Source organism: Paenibacillus sp. NPDC057934 (genome assembly GCF_042887565.1).
Classification (GTDB): domain Bacteria; phylum Bacillota; class Bacilli; order Paenibacillales; family Paenibacillaceae; genus Paenibacillus_AQ.
In genome coordinates this window covers 16,275-31,212 of record NZ_JBHVPB010000002.1, presented here as the reverse complement: position 1 = coordinate 31,212, position 14,938 = coordinate 16,275, and the positions used below count along the sequence as shown (strand labels likewise).

Annotated in this window: 12 protein-coding genes, 1 riboswitch and 1 other annotated feature (1 of these 14 running past the window's edge); of the genes, 7 read left to right on the top strand and 5 right to left on the bottom strand. The window is 47.4% G+C overall.

Annotated elements, in window-relative coordinates; translation table 11 throughout:
- Positions 1–45 (top strand) — a binding site (T-box leader); it begins 180 nt to the left of the window's first position.
- A 257-nt stretch (positions 46–302) separates the two neighbouring features.
- From serA to ACFVRY_RS04600, 7 genes are all read left to right on the top strand, one after another.
- The gene (serA, locus tag ACFVRY_RS04630) at positions 303–1,895 is read left to right on the top strand and encodes a phosphoglycerate dehydrogenase (protein WP_387497830.1); all 1,593 of its coding nucleotides are present in this window, start codon (positions 303–305) and stop codon (positions 1,893–1,895) included.
- A 195-nt stretch (positions 1,896–2,090) separates the two neighbouring features.
- Positions 2,091–3,077, top strand: coding sequence for a helix-turn-helix transcriptional regulator (locus tag ACFVRY_RS04625; protein ID WP_387497828.1), 987 nt, complete (start codon positions 2,091–2,093; stop codon positions 3,075–3,077).
- 88 nt (positions 3,078–3,165) lie between these two features.
- Positions 3,166–4,416 (top strand): methyl-accepting chemotaxis protein, encoded by a 1,251-nt coding sequence (locus tag ACFVRY_RS04620; RefSeq protein WP_387497826.1) that lies wholly within the window; start codon positions 3,166–3,168, stop codon positions 4,414–4,416.
- 567 nt (positions 4,417–4,983) lie between these two features.
- Positions 4,984–5,076: riboswitch (cyclic di-GMP riboswitch) on the top strand.
- Between the two features lie 185 nt (positions 5,077–5,261).
- Positions 5,262–6,899 carry a thiamine pyrophosphate-binding protein gene (locus tag ACFVRY_RS04615; RefSeq protein WP_387497824.1) on the top strand — a complete coding sequence of 546 codons (1,638 nt, stop codon included), beginning with the start codon at positions 5,262–5,264 and terminating at the stop codon, positions 6,897–6,899.
- 15 nt (positions 6,900–6,914) lie between these two features.
- Complete coding sequence (locus ACFVRY_RS04610; RefSeq protein ID WP_387497822.1) at positions 6,915–7,295, top strand: carboxymuconolactone decarboxylase family protein; 381 nt, start codon at positions 6,915–6,917, stop codon at positions 7,293–7,295.
- Positions 7,296–7,463: 168 nt separating this feature from the next.
- Complete coding sequence (locus ACFVRY_RS04605; protein ID WP_387497820.1) at positions 7,464–7,814, top strand: hypothetical protein; 351 nt, start codon at positions 7,464–7,466, stop codon at positions 7,812–7,814.
- 82 nt (positions 7,815–7,896) lie between these two features.
- On the top strand, positions 7,897–8,889 hold the full coding sequence (locus ACFVRY_RS04600) for a 3-oxoacyl-[acyl-carrier-protein] synthase III C-terminal domain-containing protein (protein ID WP_387497818.1): 993 nt from the start codon (positions 7,897–7,899) through the stop codon (positions 8,887–8,889).
- 276 nt (positions 8,890–9,165) lie between these two features.
- Here the strand turns inward: ACFVRY_RS04600 and ACFVRY_RS04595 are convergent, their stop codons facing one another.
- From ACFVRY_RS04595 to resA, 5 genes are all read right to left on the bottom strand, one after another.
- Positions 9,166–10,605, bottom strand: a complete 1,440-nt coding sequence (locus tag ACFVRY_RS04595; RefSeq protein ID WP_387497816.1) for an ATP-binding protein — start codon at positions 10,603–10,605, stop codon at positions 9,166–9,168.
- A complete protein-coding gene (locus tag ACFVRY_RS04590; protein ID WP_066363404.1) occupies positions 10,606–11,322 on the bottom strand; it encodes a response regulator transcription factor in 717 nt (238 codons plus the stop codon).
- A gap of 76 nt (positions 11,323–11,398) precedes the next feature.
- Entirely contained in the window at positions 11,399–12,661 is a 1,263-nt protein-coding gene (gene ccsA, locus ACFVRY_RS04585; protein WP_387497814.1) for a cytochrome c biogenesis protein CcsA, read from the bottom strand.
- On the bottom strand, positions 12,658–14,343 hold the full coding sequence (gene resB, locus ACFVRY_RS04580; protein ID WP_387497812.1) for a cytochrome c biogenesis protein ResB: 1,686 nt from the start codon (positions 14,341–14,343) through the stop codon (positions 12,658–12,660). The genes ccsA and resB overlap by 4 nt, the downstream gene beginning before the upstream one ends.
- Positions 14,340–14,864 carry a thiol-disulfide oxidoreductase ResA gene (resA, locus tag ACFVRY_RS04575; protein ID WP_387497810.1) on the bottom strand — a complete coding sequence of 175 codons (525 nt, stop codon included), beginning with the start codon at positions 14,862–14,864 and terminating at the stop codon, positions 14,340–14,342. Before resA ends, resB begins: the two co-directional genes overlap by 4 nt.
- Positions 14,865–14,938 lie beyond the last annotated feature (74 nt).

Genomic DNA, 14,938 nt, shown 5'->3' with positions numbered 1-14,938 from the left:
GAAGCAGTGAATTAGGGTGGTACCACGACAACTCTCGTCCCTTACTACGGCAGTAGTATGGGGTTGAGAGTTTTTTTGTATCTCCAGCGCCCCCATATTCTTCTCTTATACGGGCTATTGTCTTATTTTCGCGGAATAGCTGCATCCAATTTCTTTGATGCGACACCGCGTTGCTTCGTTATTTTTTGTAGCGTTCTTCTTCATGGCTGTAACAATACAAGATACTACAGGTACTGTGGACCGCCCTTTCGGGGGCATCCTCAACATAAAAAGCTTTCTAATCATAAGGAGGAAGAGAAACCATGTTTAAAGTATTAGTATCGGATCCGATCAGTGATTTGGGGATTCAGCAGTTGATGGATGCAAATGATGTAACGGTTGACAAGAAAACAGGACTTAGCGAAGACGAACTCATTGCGATTATTGGGGAATACGACGGCCTGCTCGTACGCAGCCAAACAACAGTTACTGAAAAAATCATTGAAGCCGGAAGCAAGCTGAAGGTCATTGGCCGCGCTGGCGTAGGCGTTGACAACATCAAGCTGGATGCAGCAACTCAGCGTGGTGTAGTTGTTATTAACGCTCCGGATGGTAATACAATTACAACTTGTGAGCACGCTTTTGCCATGATGATGGCTCTTGCCCGTCACATTCCACAAGCTTATGCCAAGACCATTGGCGGTACTTGGGACAGAAAGTCTTTCCTCGGGGTTGAGTTGCGTGGCAAGACACTCGGCGTTCTCGGCATGGGCCGGATCGGCAGCGAAGTAGCCAAACGCGCCAAAGCCTTTGGCATGAGCATTTTGGCATATGACCCATTCCTGACAGCTGATCGTGCCGAGAAGCTTGAAGTAACGCTAGCCTCCGTGGATGATATCGTCCGGAATGCAGATTTCATGACGGTTCATACTCCACTGACACCAGAAACACGTCATATGATTGCCCGTCCGCAGTTCGAAGTAATGAAAAAAGGCATGCGCATTGTTAACTGTGCTCGTGGCGGTGTTATTGATGAGCTTGCACTGGTAGAAGCGATTGACAGCGGGATTGTTGCTGGAGCCGCCTTTGACGTATTCGAGAAGGAACCGCCTGAAGCTGACCACCCGTTCCTCTCCCATCCGAAAATTATCGTAACGCCGCATCTGGGTGCTTCAACCGTTGAAGCGCAAGAGAACGTTGCGATTGACGTTTCGGAGCAAGTACTCAATATCCTGCGTAACGAACCGTTCATTAACGCTGTAAACATTCCGCCAGTGGCACCAAGTGTGATGAACAAGCTGCAACCTTACTTTAACCTTGGTGAGAAACTCGGGAGTTTTGCGACCCAAATCACCGACGCAGCCATTCGCGAAATTCACGTTGAATATGCCGGAGACCTCTCTGATGTGGACACACAACCACTGACCCGCTACATCGTGAAGGGTGTGCTTTCCCGTCATTTTGCTGGGGATGTTAATATTGTCAACTCCATGCATCTGGCCAAGACCCGCGATGTGAATGTGGTTGTGACTAAAGCTTCCAAAACAAAAGGCTTCACGAACCTTATCACCGTGACTTTAAAAGCTGAGCACGATGAGGAGCGCCTAGTAGCAGGTACCCTGCTTCAAGGTTATGGCGAGCGGATCGTACGAGTGAATAAATTCCCGGTTGATATTGCGCCGGAAGGTCACCAAATTGTCATCTCGCACAATGACAAACCGGGAATCATCGGTCTAGTAGGAACGCTGCTGGGCGAGAACAATGTCAATATCGCATCCATGCAGGTTGGACGCAAAATCGTTGGCGGTGCAGCAATCATGCTGCTCACTGTTGATAAAGCCGTTCCACAAGACGTGCTGGTGAAGCTGGCTGGACTCCCAGAAATCAATACCGCTGAGGAAATTGTTCTGCTGTAGGTTAATGCTACTGCCTGAAATGCTATTCTCATAAATATAACAAGAAGCCATCTCCGCTCTTTAGTGGGGGTGGCTTCTTGCATTTTATTGAAGAACATGGAACCACACTTTGCTTAAATTCCATTTAATATATGACATCAACTGACATATTAATATGATAAACTTGAACTATTACACTCAAGGAGGACAAGTGGTATGAGAGCTGACCGGCTCGTTTCTATTTTACTGCTGCTGCAGAATCGTGGCAAAATGACCTCACGTGATCTAGCGCAAACGCTCGAGGTGTCCGAGCGGACGATATTCCGGGACATGGAAGCACTCAGCTCAGCAGGCATTCCCGTACTGGCAGAGCGGGGACGAGAAGGCGGCTGGTTGCTCACCGAGGGCTACAGAACCTCCCTGACAGGTATGAAGCCCAAAGAGATCGCCTCCCTCCTTCTGTCTGCTGACTCTACGATTCTTAGCGATCTTGGCATCGAAGAGGACTTTTCATCTGCCGCTCGCAAGCTGAAGGCTGTAGCAGCCCCGCCTTACAGCAATTCCACTCTTGACTCGGTTCAACGGATTCATGTGGACGGCGCAAGCTGGCATCCCTCAGATGAGGCCTATCCTTTCCTGACGCTGCTACAGGATGCCCTTTGGCACGATCGTGTTGTCAAAATTACATACATGCGCAATAACGAATCCAGTGAACGGCTAATTTATCCACTCGGACTCGTGACCAAACGCGGAGTTTGGTATGTTGTTGCAGAAAGTATGGGTGAGCTACGGACCTACCGGGTCTCTAGACTGCAGCATGCGGAGCACACAGATGATTTTTTCAGACGTCCAGAAAATTTTGATCTTGGTCAGTATTGGCAGCAATCCACTCAGGCCTTCAAATCTGCCTTGCCAAGTTATCCAGCTACCGTGCTGATACGGGAAGAAACGATGAAAGAATTCGCGAGAGAGAGATATCTTACTATAAAAAATACTATCCCGTCCTCCCACCCCGGTTGGCTGGAGATTGAGGTCGATTTTAACGCCCTGGAATGGGCCTGCCGGGTACTTTTGTCTTATGGGTCCAGTGTCCTGGCCCTCTCACCGCAAGTGCTACAGGAACAAGTACGACAAGCCCTAGTAGATACAACCGTCCTATATGAGTCTATCGGGAAGGATTTATCCAAAAGTTGTCCTGAATAGCATTTATGTCAGTTCTTACAATAGACCTATACCCCTTTAATCGCCTATAATATTACAATACACAACATTAAAGGGGGACATATTTCCTATGGACTGGATGTACAAGCTGCCTTTGAAACAAAGAATTGTCGCCGGATGCTACCTGGTTGCCGCATTATTCTCTATCCCTGTTTTGGTTACTTTTATTATTCTCGGCAAAATTGTTGTGGGTATCATTCTGGTGGTCCTGCTTGCAACCCTGACTTACCCTCTTTCTCGCTTTGTCGAGAGAACGCTTACATCGTCGTTCGATGACATCTCCAATGTGACCCATACGATCTCCAAAGGAGACTTTACGCATAGAGCCGATGAGAATGGCTCCATGGGTGATATCAGCCGCTCCTTTAATATGATGATCGATAAATTGAAGACCATTTTGACCGATGCTTCACAGATTACCCGTCAGGTTATGGACGCAAGCCGCGGCATCGAAGACAAGAATCAGAACCTGAAGATCGTCATGTCTCAGGTGGCAACCTCTTCTAACGAACTGGCTCAGGGTGCCAATGAGATTTCCAGTGATATTGCTGGCATGATTGATTCTATTAAAGATATTGAGACCAAGGTCGCCGACTACGCACATTCAACCAAAGAAATGAACAAGAAATCTATACATACGTTGGAATTGGTAGAGCAAGGTCGCCAGTCAGTGGATACCCAAGCGGAAGGCATGCGCAAGAATATTGAAGCTACACAAAAAGTAGCCGATACCATTGATGCCCTCTCCCATAACGCTCGCGGTATCACCATGATTACGAAGACAATCACCGAAATTGCGGAACAGACCAACCTTTTATCCCTGAACGCTTCCATCGAAGCTGCCCGTGCCGGAGAGCATGGTCGCGGGTTCGCCGTGGTTGCCCAGGAAGTACGCAAACTGGCAGAGGAATCCACCGCCTCGACCAAAGAGGTCTTCGGCCTGGTACGAAGCATTGAGAGCGATATTAAGGAAGCCATTGCGAACATTACCATCAATGAGGAAGTCGTTCAGGTACAGAATGAAATGATCATTCAAACTGCACAGGTTTTCGGGCAAATTGTCCAAAGCGTACAGTACATTACCGAGCAAATCGCCGCCTTCTCTTCGGAAAGCGACCTGATGCTGGACAGCGCCCTGAAGATCTCCACAGCGATTGAGAACATCTCAGCAATTACTCAGCAAACAGCAGCCAGCACCGAAGAGGTCTCTGCATCGATGAGTGAACAGATCAATGCCCTGCAATCCGTTGCGGATGAGAGTGAAAAAATGACATCAGCTGTCTTCCAGCTGCAAAAAACGATTCATATTTTTAAATTTTAGAATTTGTCATAAAAATTTTATTTTTATTCATTGCAGCACAAAACTGCCGTATAAGCTCTGTCTTATACGGCAGTTTTTCAATTTATGAAACGTTTGTATTATATCACTTTCAAGCCTTTCTGAAAGTTTATAACCACAATTTTTGTTTATCCACTCCCCTCTCAAATACCCTACTTTCAACCTAATCCCCTCCTGTGCAGTTCAAAAGAATTTGAGCACTATGATTCATTGCCTTTCATGAAAAACATCATCTTAAATCTTGATTCAACTAATTTCTTCAATTAATATCTAATCTTGTCCATCCAATAGTTTTCATCTAATTTGCATTTTCACACCAATCCCTCAAATGAAATCTTGCTCTTTCTCCTGATTAAATGCTTGCTTCAGACCTATTTGTAACCGTATTCCATTTTACAATGCACCCTTGGATACATTTTAAATTAAAACTAAATTCCTACTTTCTTTCATATTTTTCGTCAAATTCCGAGTTCGTTTGTGTAAAATATATTGACAAAGACGAGCTAGGAATATAATGTAAAGGAAAATTATTCTTATAATTAGTTATAAAATTTATATGGGCAAAATTCCTGAAAAGGAATGACGCAAAGCCATGGATCTACAGCCTCATTTTTTCGGGGCCATGACTGCCAGGTTGCAGTAAAAACCAGGAAGATCGACTTAATTTTGCGGTCTGAGTGGCGGTTTTTTGCTACCAACCTGTGCTCCATTATTCGAGCACAGGTTTTGTTGTTTCTTTGTACCCGTTAGTATCGTTCTAATCATTTGGCACTACCAGAACGATAATATAATTATCTTTTACTTAACCCAATTCATTTACTTGAGAGGTGTTTTTTTTGAAGACAGTCGCAGATTATATGGCGGAGGCACTACGTAACCTCGGAGTAACCCATTCATTTGGTATTATTGGTAAATCCATTTGTCCCTTAGTTCTGAAGATGGTGGATTACGGTATTGAGTTTATTCCTGGAAGACATGAATCCAGTTCCGGCTTTGAAGCCGCAGGCTATGCACTCAAGACTGGCGGACTAGGCGTTGCTTTCGGAACATCCGGTCCCGGAGGCACGAACCTGCTTACTGCAGCGGCCCATGCCAAGGCGAATAACCTTCCGGTACTATTTATTACAGGGCATCAATCCATAAAAGAACTAGGTATTCCGCAATGTCAGGATTCTTCCTCATATCTGGCTGATCTAGCTGATATGTTCAAACCGGCTACCCTGTTCAGCAAACTTGTAGAACGTGGCGATAACTTGAGCACCATTTTCAATCATGCTATCTCTATTGCTCTGGGCGGTACCCGTGGTCCCGTTCATCTTTGCTTGCCGTTCGACGTTCAGACTGAACTGCTGGAAGAATTCCCGGTAGTTTATCCAGAGCGTGAATCGCTCGTCAGCATCTCCAATTTTGACCGTGTAATCAACGCTATCAACAATGCTGAGAATCCGCTAATTATTGCCGGTAAAGGTGTTAACCGTTCCGGGGCTCATAAAGAGCTGATCGAACTGGCTGAAACATTCAACATCCCTGTCGTGACCTCTCCTGGTGGCAAAGGTGCTATTCCTTGGGATCACCCGCTCTATCACGGTCCTGTCGGTGTCGGCGGATGTACGCATGGCGATGACATGCTAAATCATAGTGATTTGTATATCGTGCTGGGCTCCCGCCTGAGCGATATGACCATCTGTAATCTCAAACGCGAGAATCATCCAGAAACATTAATTCAGTTTGATAGCGACCCTACGTTTGTAGGCAAAATTCTAACCTCCAAAACTATACCGGTCTCCGGGGATCTGCGTGATAATCTTGTGTATTATCTTGAACACCTGGATAGAGATTCTGTGACCAAACATAATACTCCAAGTTTTAACTATCGGGAAGAACTGCCTGAGCTTCCAGGCCTCTCCCTCGCTTCAGTTATGAGCGTGATGAGTGATTTTATTCCATACAACAACACGGTGTTCGTGGATGATGGAAGCCATGGCTTTAATGCCGTTAAATGGTATAACGTTAAAAAACCGGGCAGTTTTGTGTTCGATGCCTATTTTGCCTGCATGGGTAACGCAATTGGCATGGCTATCGGCGCCAAGGTTGCATCACCGGATGAAACGATCTTCTGTGTGACTGGCGATGGGTGCTTTATGATGCTGGGCGCTGAGATTAATACAGCAGCATGTAAGGATATCCCGGTTATTTTTATCGTTGTCAACAACATGCAGCTGGATATGGCACTAAAGGGTATGGAGAAGACTACGGGCCGAATTGACGGAACCCTATTCGAAGTCCCAATGGACGCGGTGAAGTTCGGCGAATCGCTTGGAGCAACCGGATATCGCTGTGAAACTTTGGATCAATTCTCCGCTGCGATCGCAGATGCAGTAGCCTTGAACAAGGTAGCCGTAATCGAACTGTTGACAGACCGTGACGAAGTACCACCTACAGCACACCGTGTAGTGAATCTTTAATCAGGGGGCCAATTTATGAGCGACAATTTGGACAAAAATATCAATAGTGGTCTGAACCACTTTGCTAACTTATCAGGAGAGTATGGAGCCAAAGCCTTGGCTCCTATTAAAGACCATTTTCCAGATCTGGCTGAATACATTATGGGCGCCGCCTACGGTGACATTTTCCAGCGCAACACGATCGGTGATGACTGGAAAGAAGTTGCCGTGATCTCCGCATTGATTGCGATGGGACAATACGAACAACTAGGCGTCCATTATGTAATGGCGCTAAGTGTAGGTGTCACTGAAGAGCAGCTTAAGGGTGTTCTGCTTCATTTGGTGCCTGCTCTAGGAGCTCCGCGTGTAATCAGCGCCTTTAACGTGTTGCTCGAAGTTCTAGAAGAAGTGAAGTAATATCTGTAAAATTCAAAAATTTACATTTTTCGACTTTCTCATTGTAATTCTATCAATCATATGCTATTAATATAGTTAAATTATCCCAAAAATAAGTATAGTATCGATTGCCGAAAATACGGAATCGAAGTTTTTGGATAACACTAATTTATAGGAGCGATGAAACGAATGGGTAAATTTATTTTGAAGACAGATTCGGTTAAGAAAGTTATCAATATCGATTTGGATGGCACGTTCTCTGAAGAGGATGGTATCAAGTCCATTCAGGCTTACCAGCAAACGATTAACCCGATCACTCCAGCAGACTATGAGCTGCACTTTGATTGCAGAAAGCTTAACGTTACCGCTCCTAATGTTGTACCTCTGCTGGAGGGATGCTTCATCATGATCCAGAAGGATGGCTTTGTCAAAGTGAAGCTGACTCTTGAGAACAACCCAATTCTTAAAATGCAATTAGCGCGTCTGGGCCGTAAAGCGGGTCTGGATAACCTAGAAATTATCTCTACAGTTACTGCATAAGACACACAACTTCATATTCAGCCTGTATCTTACCTGCTCATGCAACGATCCATCAGCTCATCACTAATAAGGGGGCAATTCAATGGCCGGCATACGCATCAGAGACATCGCTATCTATCATCCGAGTAACAAAATCGGTAATGATTTCTACATCAAGCATTTTGACGATAGAGGAATAGAGATTCGTGGACTTCTGGCGGCATTGGGTCGTGAAACCCGCTACAGTATTGATAATGAGGACGAGAATGCACTGACTATGGGATTTGAGGCAGCCAGCAATGTGCTGGAACAAGCGGGACTTACAGGCGAAGATATCGATCTTATCGCCTTCTCCAGCCAAACGCCGGAATATATTATCCCGACCAACTCGGTGATCATGCACCGTTTGATTAATGGCGCTTCCCGCACTATTTGCATCGACAGCAATGCAAACTGCATAGGTATGACAGCAGCCTTCGAACAGGTCAGTAGACAGATGATGGCGAATCCCCGTATTCGCCGTGCACTGGTGATTGGGTCCGATCATATCCTCCCACACACCGACCGCAATAACCCGGTATATTATGCCGGATTCGGCGATGCTGCCGCAGCGATCATCCTAGAGCGTGATGAGAATGCTGTTGGATTAATCGATTCTATCTACCAAACGGATACCTGCGTGCTGTACAATTCCGTCTTCCCTGCTGAAGGCTTAGCCAAATTGGGAACGAAGGGCGTCGCTCCTGGTGAATTTAATGTAGAATTCACCCCCTTTGATGATTCCATCTGTGTAGAAGCAGCTGTCGAATCGATCAAAACATTGTTTGCTGATTCAGACATCGCTCCGGAATCCATTAAAGCAGCCTGCTTCTCGCAGTTGTCTCTTCCCAATATACTCAGTGTTGCGGAAAAAGTCGGTATTGATAGCAGCGTAGCCGTGTATGTTGGGGATGAATTTGGTTATACTTCGACCAGCAGTCCATTTGTTGCTCTACATAAGGCTGTATCTACCGGACAAATCGAACGCGGTGATAAAGTATTATTCTGGACTGTCGGTGGAGGCATGCAGAATATTGCAGTTGTGATAGAATACTAAGCCTACTAAATATAAGTTTACAAAAGAAGCATTCCAACAGCAGTATACTGCTGAGGAATGCTTCTTTTTCTATACCCCATAAGCCTGTCCAAAACCGATTCTAGGAGGCTCTTCTCCCCGGTCTTAGGGGTTTACTCATTTATCTGTTAAAGGTGTTACTGAAGACGATAAGGGGCTGTATAGCTGTGTTTTGTTCCACGATGAACAAGATTAATCGGTTCCTTTCAACAAAAAAGCACCTCCTAAATCAGAGGTGCTGTCAGGCTTTGTTTAGAATTACTGTTTTTCGACAGGTAAGCGCAGTGTAAAGGTCGTTCCTTCACTCAATTTGCTCGCAGCCGAAATATGACCATGATGCGATTCGACGATATTCTTAACAATGGCGAGACCAAGCCCCGTTCCCCCAGATTCCCCGCGGACACGAGCTTTGTCAGCCTTGTAGAACCGTTCGAAGATATACGGAAGGTCATCCGGCGGAATGCCTACGCCTTCGTCCCGGATCTCGATCTCAACATAACGGCGGCTCTCCTGTACGGATTGCCCCGCGACGATCAGAATCTTTTTCCCGGCAGGCGTATGGCGGAAAGCATTGTCCAGCAGGTTCGTGAGTACTTGCTCCAGCTTATCCTCATCGGCAGCCTTCAGCAACAGTTCTTCACTTAACTTCCTGTATTGCAGATCAATGCCACGTTCCTTGGCCCTTACAGAGAACTTACGGTAGACCCGTTCTAGCAATTCACTCATATCGACCTGAGCCTTCAGCATATCTGTATGCCCAGCTTCCATTCGCGCCAGATCCAGCAGATCCTTCACGAGCCGGCCCATGCGCAGCGATTCATCATGAATGACCTGAATCAGTTCGCTGCTCTCCTCGGGTGAAGAGGCCATACCGTCAAGCAGTGCTTCACTGTACCCCTGCATCATAGACAACGGAGTGCGAATCTCATGCGATACATTAGCCACGAAGTCACGCCGCATTTTCTCCAGCTTGACCTCTTCGGTCACATCACGCAGTACCGCTACAGCACCACGAATATGGTTCTCGGAATATAGCGGGGCCATATGTACAGACCACACACCCTGCCGGACATGCACGTTAGAGCGCTGGTCGCCCCCTTCCTGTAATGTACTCAGAAAGAGCGGACGAAGCGGTAACGGAACCTCTCCCTTGCTGATGATCTCTTCACCCGGCTCGGGATCAGCTTCTTGCTCCCACTCCAGATTACGCCAAGTCTCCAGCAAGGATTGTCCATGTGGATTAGTCAGAATAATGTGGCCTTCAATGTCAAATGTAACCACTGCATCACTCATGCTGCGTAGAACACTGGACAGATGGCCCTTCTCATGATTCAGACTGCGAATATTTTCTTCCAGCTCCGCCGCCATATGGTTGAAAGAGGTGGCGAGTTGCCCGATTTCATCACTGGTGACAAGGGTCAGCCGGGTTCCATATTCGCCTTTGCGAATGTTGTTAGCGGCCTCGATCACCTGCTGCATCGGCTGTGTTATCTTAGTGAACAGAAACAAGGCAAAGAACGTCGTCAGAGAAAACCCAATCATGCATGTGTACATAAATAAGCGCTTGATCGCCCCGGAATTGGCAAAATTACTGTCGATATAAGGCAACAGGAACAGTCCCAGTGTCATCAGTACGACAGCAACCAGACAGATGATCGTGACCCACAGCTTGCCGACAAGGCTTCTCCAGAAGTTCACCTATTTAGGTACCTCAAGTTTGTAGCCCACTCCCCATACGGTCGTGATCATACTTGCGGATTCCGGCGATACTTTATTCAATTTCTCACGGAGACGTTTCACATGCGTGTCCACGGTGCGCAAATCTCCGAAAAATTCATAATTCCAGACATCCTTGAGCAGTTCTTCACGCGAGAACACTTTATCTGGTGAAATTGCCAGGTAATGCAGCAGTTCGTATTCCTTAGGGGTCAGGCTGACTTCCTGGCCACCAGCAGTTACACGGTGTGCATCATGCTCAATAATGAGATGCGGGAATACAATGTTGTTGCTGGAATTACTCTCCTTGGATAGAAAAGCTGTAGCCGAGGACCGGCGCATAATCGCCTTTACCCGGTAGATGACTTCACGCGGGCTGAACGGCTTGACGACATAGTCGTCTGCACCCATCTCGAAGCCCTGCACCCGGTTGATCTCCTCGCCCTTGGCGGTAAGCATTAACACCGGTGTCGATTTAACGCCGCGAAGTCTAGTCAGAACTTCAATCCCGTCAATGCCGGGCAGCATTACATCCAGCAGAATCAGCCCGTAATCATTGGCTGTTGCTTTGCGAAGGGCGATCTCGCCATCCTCCGCCTCGTCAATTTCATAACCTTCTTTTTCGAGATACATCTTAAGCAGGCGGCGGATACGTTCTTCGTCATCCACGACCAGAATTCTGTTCAAATGATCTGCCATTTCACAACAACCCCTTCATCAAATACAGTAGAACGTTACCCTTACTATCGGCTGTTTCGGCAGATTTACTTACCGTTTAATCCGTTCCTGCATAGGAATGAAGTCCGGCGATGACCAGATTAACGCCAACCAGGGTAAACATTACGACCAAAAAGCCGAGTACAGCGAGCCATGCGGACTTGCGTCCCTGCCATCCGCGAGCAAGCCGTAAATGGAGATAGGCGCTATAAAATAGCCAGGTGACAAGAGCCCAGACCTCTTTGGGGTCCCAACCCCAGAATCTTCCCCAAGCCACTTGAGCCCATATCATTGCAAAAATCAAAGCCCCCAGTGTAAAAATCGGGAAGCCTATCGCTATGGCCCGGTAAGTAATCTCATCAAGATCATCGGCGTCGATGCCGTCCATTGCGGGATGCAGGGCTGCCCCCAGTGGTTTACGGACAATCAGTCGAATCAACCCGTAGAGAATTAGCCCAGAAAGGAGCGACCAGATTACAGTATTAAACTTCCGTCCCGCGTTCACGCCATTCATCCATGAAGGCGCTTCGAACAACGGTTTTTTTATGCCCAGGAAGGGCTGGAAGCTCTCAATTTCGCTATGGTAAGGTGCCACAATCGGCGGCATTTTATAACTCACTCTCTCTATTGTACTATCTTCCTGCCCAGGGCTGTCAATCGTAACGTTCTCGCGGACAAAAATCGATTCGTATCCGGCTCCCCGGAACGCGAAAACCGACCCTAGAAAGGCTATGATGACAATAATAGAGAATAAGGTAAACTCAACAAGACGTTGCTGCTTACGGTCATTCTTCTCCTTGCTAGTGAAGTTAACGGTGCGCAGCAGATACATCAGTCCCGCTGCAAAACCGACAGCAAAGAACGACTCTCCCAGAGCAGCCAGCGTAACGTGGATGTTCAGGTAGATAGATTTCAGCGAAGGGATCAGCGGCTGAACCTCCTGCGGGAACACAGCAGCATAGGCCATAATAATAATGGAGATAGGAACTGCGAACAATCCCAGCAAGATTTTACGGTAAATAGCAAATATCACGGTAAATGCGACCATCACCATCATCGACAGGAAGGTCATGAATTCATACATGTTACTAACTGGGATATGACCTGCCCCCGCCCAGCGGGTAAAGAAATAGGCCATGTGGCATAAGAGCCCCAGTGAAGAGCCGATAAAAGCAATTCGGCCCCAGCGGGCGGTGTGTTCCTCCGGTTTGCGACCGGACCATTTCCGGCCCATAATGGCAATCGTGAATAGCATGAACGAACCGCTGTATAAGAAAAAGGCGGCTATAAAGACATCACTGCTGAAATCGAGTAAGCTCATGCTTGACCTCCCCCGTTGTCCAATGATTTTTCATCCACTACCATGTCTACCTTCTCCAGAATGGATACAATCTCACGGCGAAATCCGAACCAGTTCTTATTCGTATGTCCTCCAAGGATAAGTTCTCCGTCCTGGGCGGTCAGCCAGATACGTCTATGCTGCCAGTAGAAGCCCAGTACAAGGCCCAACATCACTATACCCGCACCTACCCATACAAAAGGCATTGCCCGGTCCACACGCATATTCAGGTATGCCGTAGATTCGGAGAAATCGACATCCTGCATGCTGCTGACTTCAAGCTCCAAGAAACGATCTGCCCCACCTAGCTTGTCGTTGATGCCCGCCTGCTGGAACTGCACCTTGTCAACCTGCTTAGGGAAATAGAAGTACTGTTGACCATCTGCCGGTAAGCCCGGTCCCTTGATCAGGAAGAGAAACGCCGGTGCATTGGGATATGGCGTTTTGGAGACTGGCTGCCCACTCTCGTTCAGTCCAAAATCCATGTACTTCTCCTTCAGGGCAAGTGTATAAGGTCCTGCTTCGAAACTGCGCTGCGGATTCTTCATCTCCAGCTTGAATTTGCCGTACGCTTCCCCAGTCCGCTTATCCTTAAGTTCAGGCTGTACTGAACGCAAGACAGGGGTGAGATCGTAATCAAACTGATACGCTTTCAAACCATTGTAGCTCAAAGGAGAGTTGACCTGAATATCATGTGCGGCCACTTCTTTTAGCTGCGGTGTACGAGTCGGATCTTCGCAATCTGCTGTACACTCGTACAGGACGGCTTTGGTTTCGTACAGCTTGGGCAGCACTTTTTTGCCCCGGAATTCTTCTGGCATTTCAGCTTCGGTGTAGAATTCTACGGTAAATTTCTCATTCTTCAAATAATAGGTCGTATCTGGGATTGGTGTGACCTCCCCTTGCGGAAAGGCAAGATGCTGATCCATGTTTAGACCCGGCAACCCTCTCGCCAATACGGCAAGTAAAAAAATAATCAGGCCGATATGTATGACGTATGGCCCCCAGCGGCTGAAGCGGTGTTTCTCGGCGAGTAACGCCCCGCCCTCCGTGATGACACGATAGCCTCGCTTCTTTAGGGGTTGAGCTATCCGGCCAACCCAGGCCTCCGGCTCCTCCTGCATCTCCGTGACCAGCACGACCTTTTGCCGAGTCAGGAACTGCCGGTGTTTGCGGATTTTCTGTCTTGTTAGCGCTTTATAAAGTGGAAGCACGCGGTCAAGGCTACAAATCACGAGCGAGGCACCGATCATTACTAACAGCAGAACGAACCACCAAGATTCATAGGTACGGGATAGTCCAAGCTTGTAATAGATCTGTCCTGCAGTTCCGTATTGTTCCTTGTAATACGTTGAAGCATCAATATTGAGAAAGGTACTCTCCTGTGGAAAGATAGTTCCCAGCATGGAGCCAAGCAGCGTCAGAACGATCAGATAGATGGCGATTTTGACAGATGAAAAAAAATTCCAAACGAGGTCGATAACATTCGGGTTGGAACGCTGTGAACGGCGGGCCACACCGTCATAACGCATTTCAAGGTTTTCACTGGAATTCCCCGCTTCGTCCAGCGGCTTGCCGCAGGCTTCGCAGAGGACTGTGCCTACCGGGTTCTGATGACCACATTCGCATTTGGTGTTGGTAATTAGCGGCGTCCGTCCACTCATGGGCCCACCAACTTCCCGATTTGTGAATCCAGCGTATCCAGATCAAGCTGACCGATATGAATACTGTCCACCTTGCCCTTTTTATTAATGAAAAAAGTCGTAGGCATCGGCGAAATCCCGTAGCTGCGTACTGCATCCCGCCCCGGGTCCATAACAATCGGAAAATTGATGTTTACCATCTTCACAAAGTTTTCCACAGTCATTTGGTCTTCGCCTACATTTACGCCTACGACAACAACGCCTTGATCCTTCCATTTCTCCCACTGCGCCTGGAGAGCTGGCATTTCCTTCACGCATGGCGCGCACCAGGAACCCCAGAAATTCAGCACGACAGCCTTACCTTTGTACTCATCCAGCGTATGGGCTTTGCCGTCCAAGCCCAACAGGTCAAAGGCTGGCGCCTTGCTACCTTCCTTGGGTTTCCCGTCCCCTCCAAATACGGAGGTAGCGATGGCATAGCCGCCAAGCAGGACTACCAGTAATAAAATTACAATCTGAACCGGTTTTCTAGCTTTGCCCACACATGAAGCCCCCTTCTGTGACGCAATTCGTTACTTTAGTTGTTAGGTGTGAACATCCTATGAACATTATAACG

Bases quoted from the DNA above. Each gene is read 5' to 3' on its own strand.
- serA (WP_387497830.1), top strand. From the start codon at position 303: ATGTTTAAAGTATTAGTATCGGATCCGATCAGTGATTTGGGGATTCAG.
- ACFVRY_RS04625 (WP_387497828.1), top strand. From the start codon at position 2,091: ATGAGAGCTGACCGGCTCGTTTCTATTTTACTGCTGCTGCAGAATCGT.
- ACFVRY_RS04620 (WP_387497826.1), top strand. From the start codon at position 3,166: ATGGACTGGATGTACAAGCTGCCTTTGAAACAAAGAATTGTCGCCGGA.
- ACFVRY_RS04610 (WP_387497822.1), top strand. From the start codon at position 6,915: ATGAGCGACAATTTGGACAAAAATATCAATAGTGGTCTGAACCACTTT.
- ACFVRY_RS04605 (WP_387497820.1), top strand. From the start codon at position 7,464: ATGGGTAAATTTATTTTGAAGACAGATTCGGTTAAGAAAGTTATCAAT.
- ACFVRY_RS04600 (WP_387497818.1), top strand. From the start codon at position 7,897: ATGGCCGGCATACGCATCAGAGACATCGCTATCTATCATCCGAGTAAC.
- ACFVRY_RS04590 (WP_066363404.1), bottom strand. From the start codon at position 11,322: ATGGCAGATCATTTGAACAGAATTCTGGTCGTGGATGACGAAGAACGT.
- ccsA (WP_387497814.1), bottom strand. From the start codon at position 12,661: ATGAGCTTACTCGATTTCAGCAGTGATGTCTTTATAGCCGCCTTTTTC.
- resB (WP_387497812.1), bottom strand. From the start codon at position 14,343: ATGAGTGGACGGACGCCGCTAATTACCAACACCAAATGCGAATGTGGT.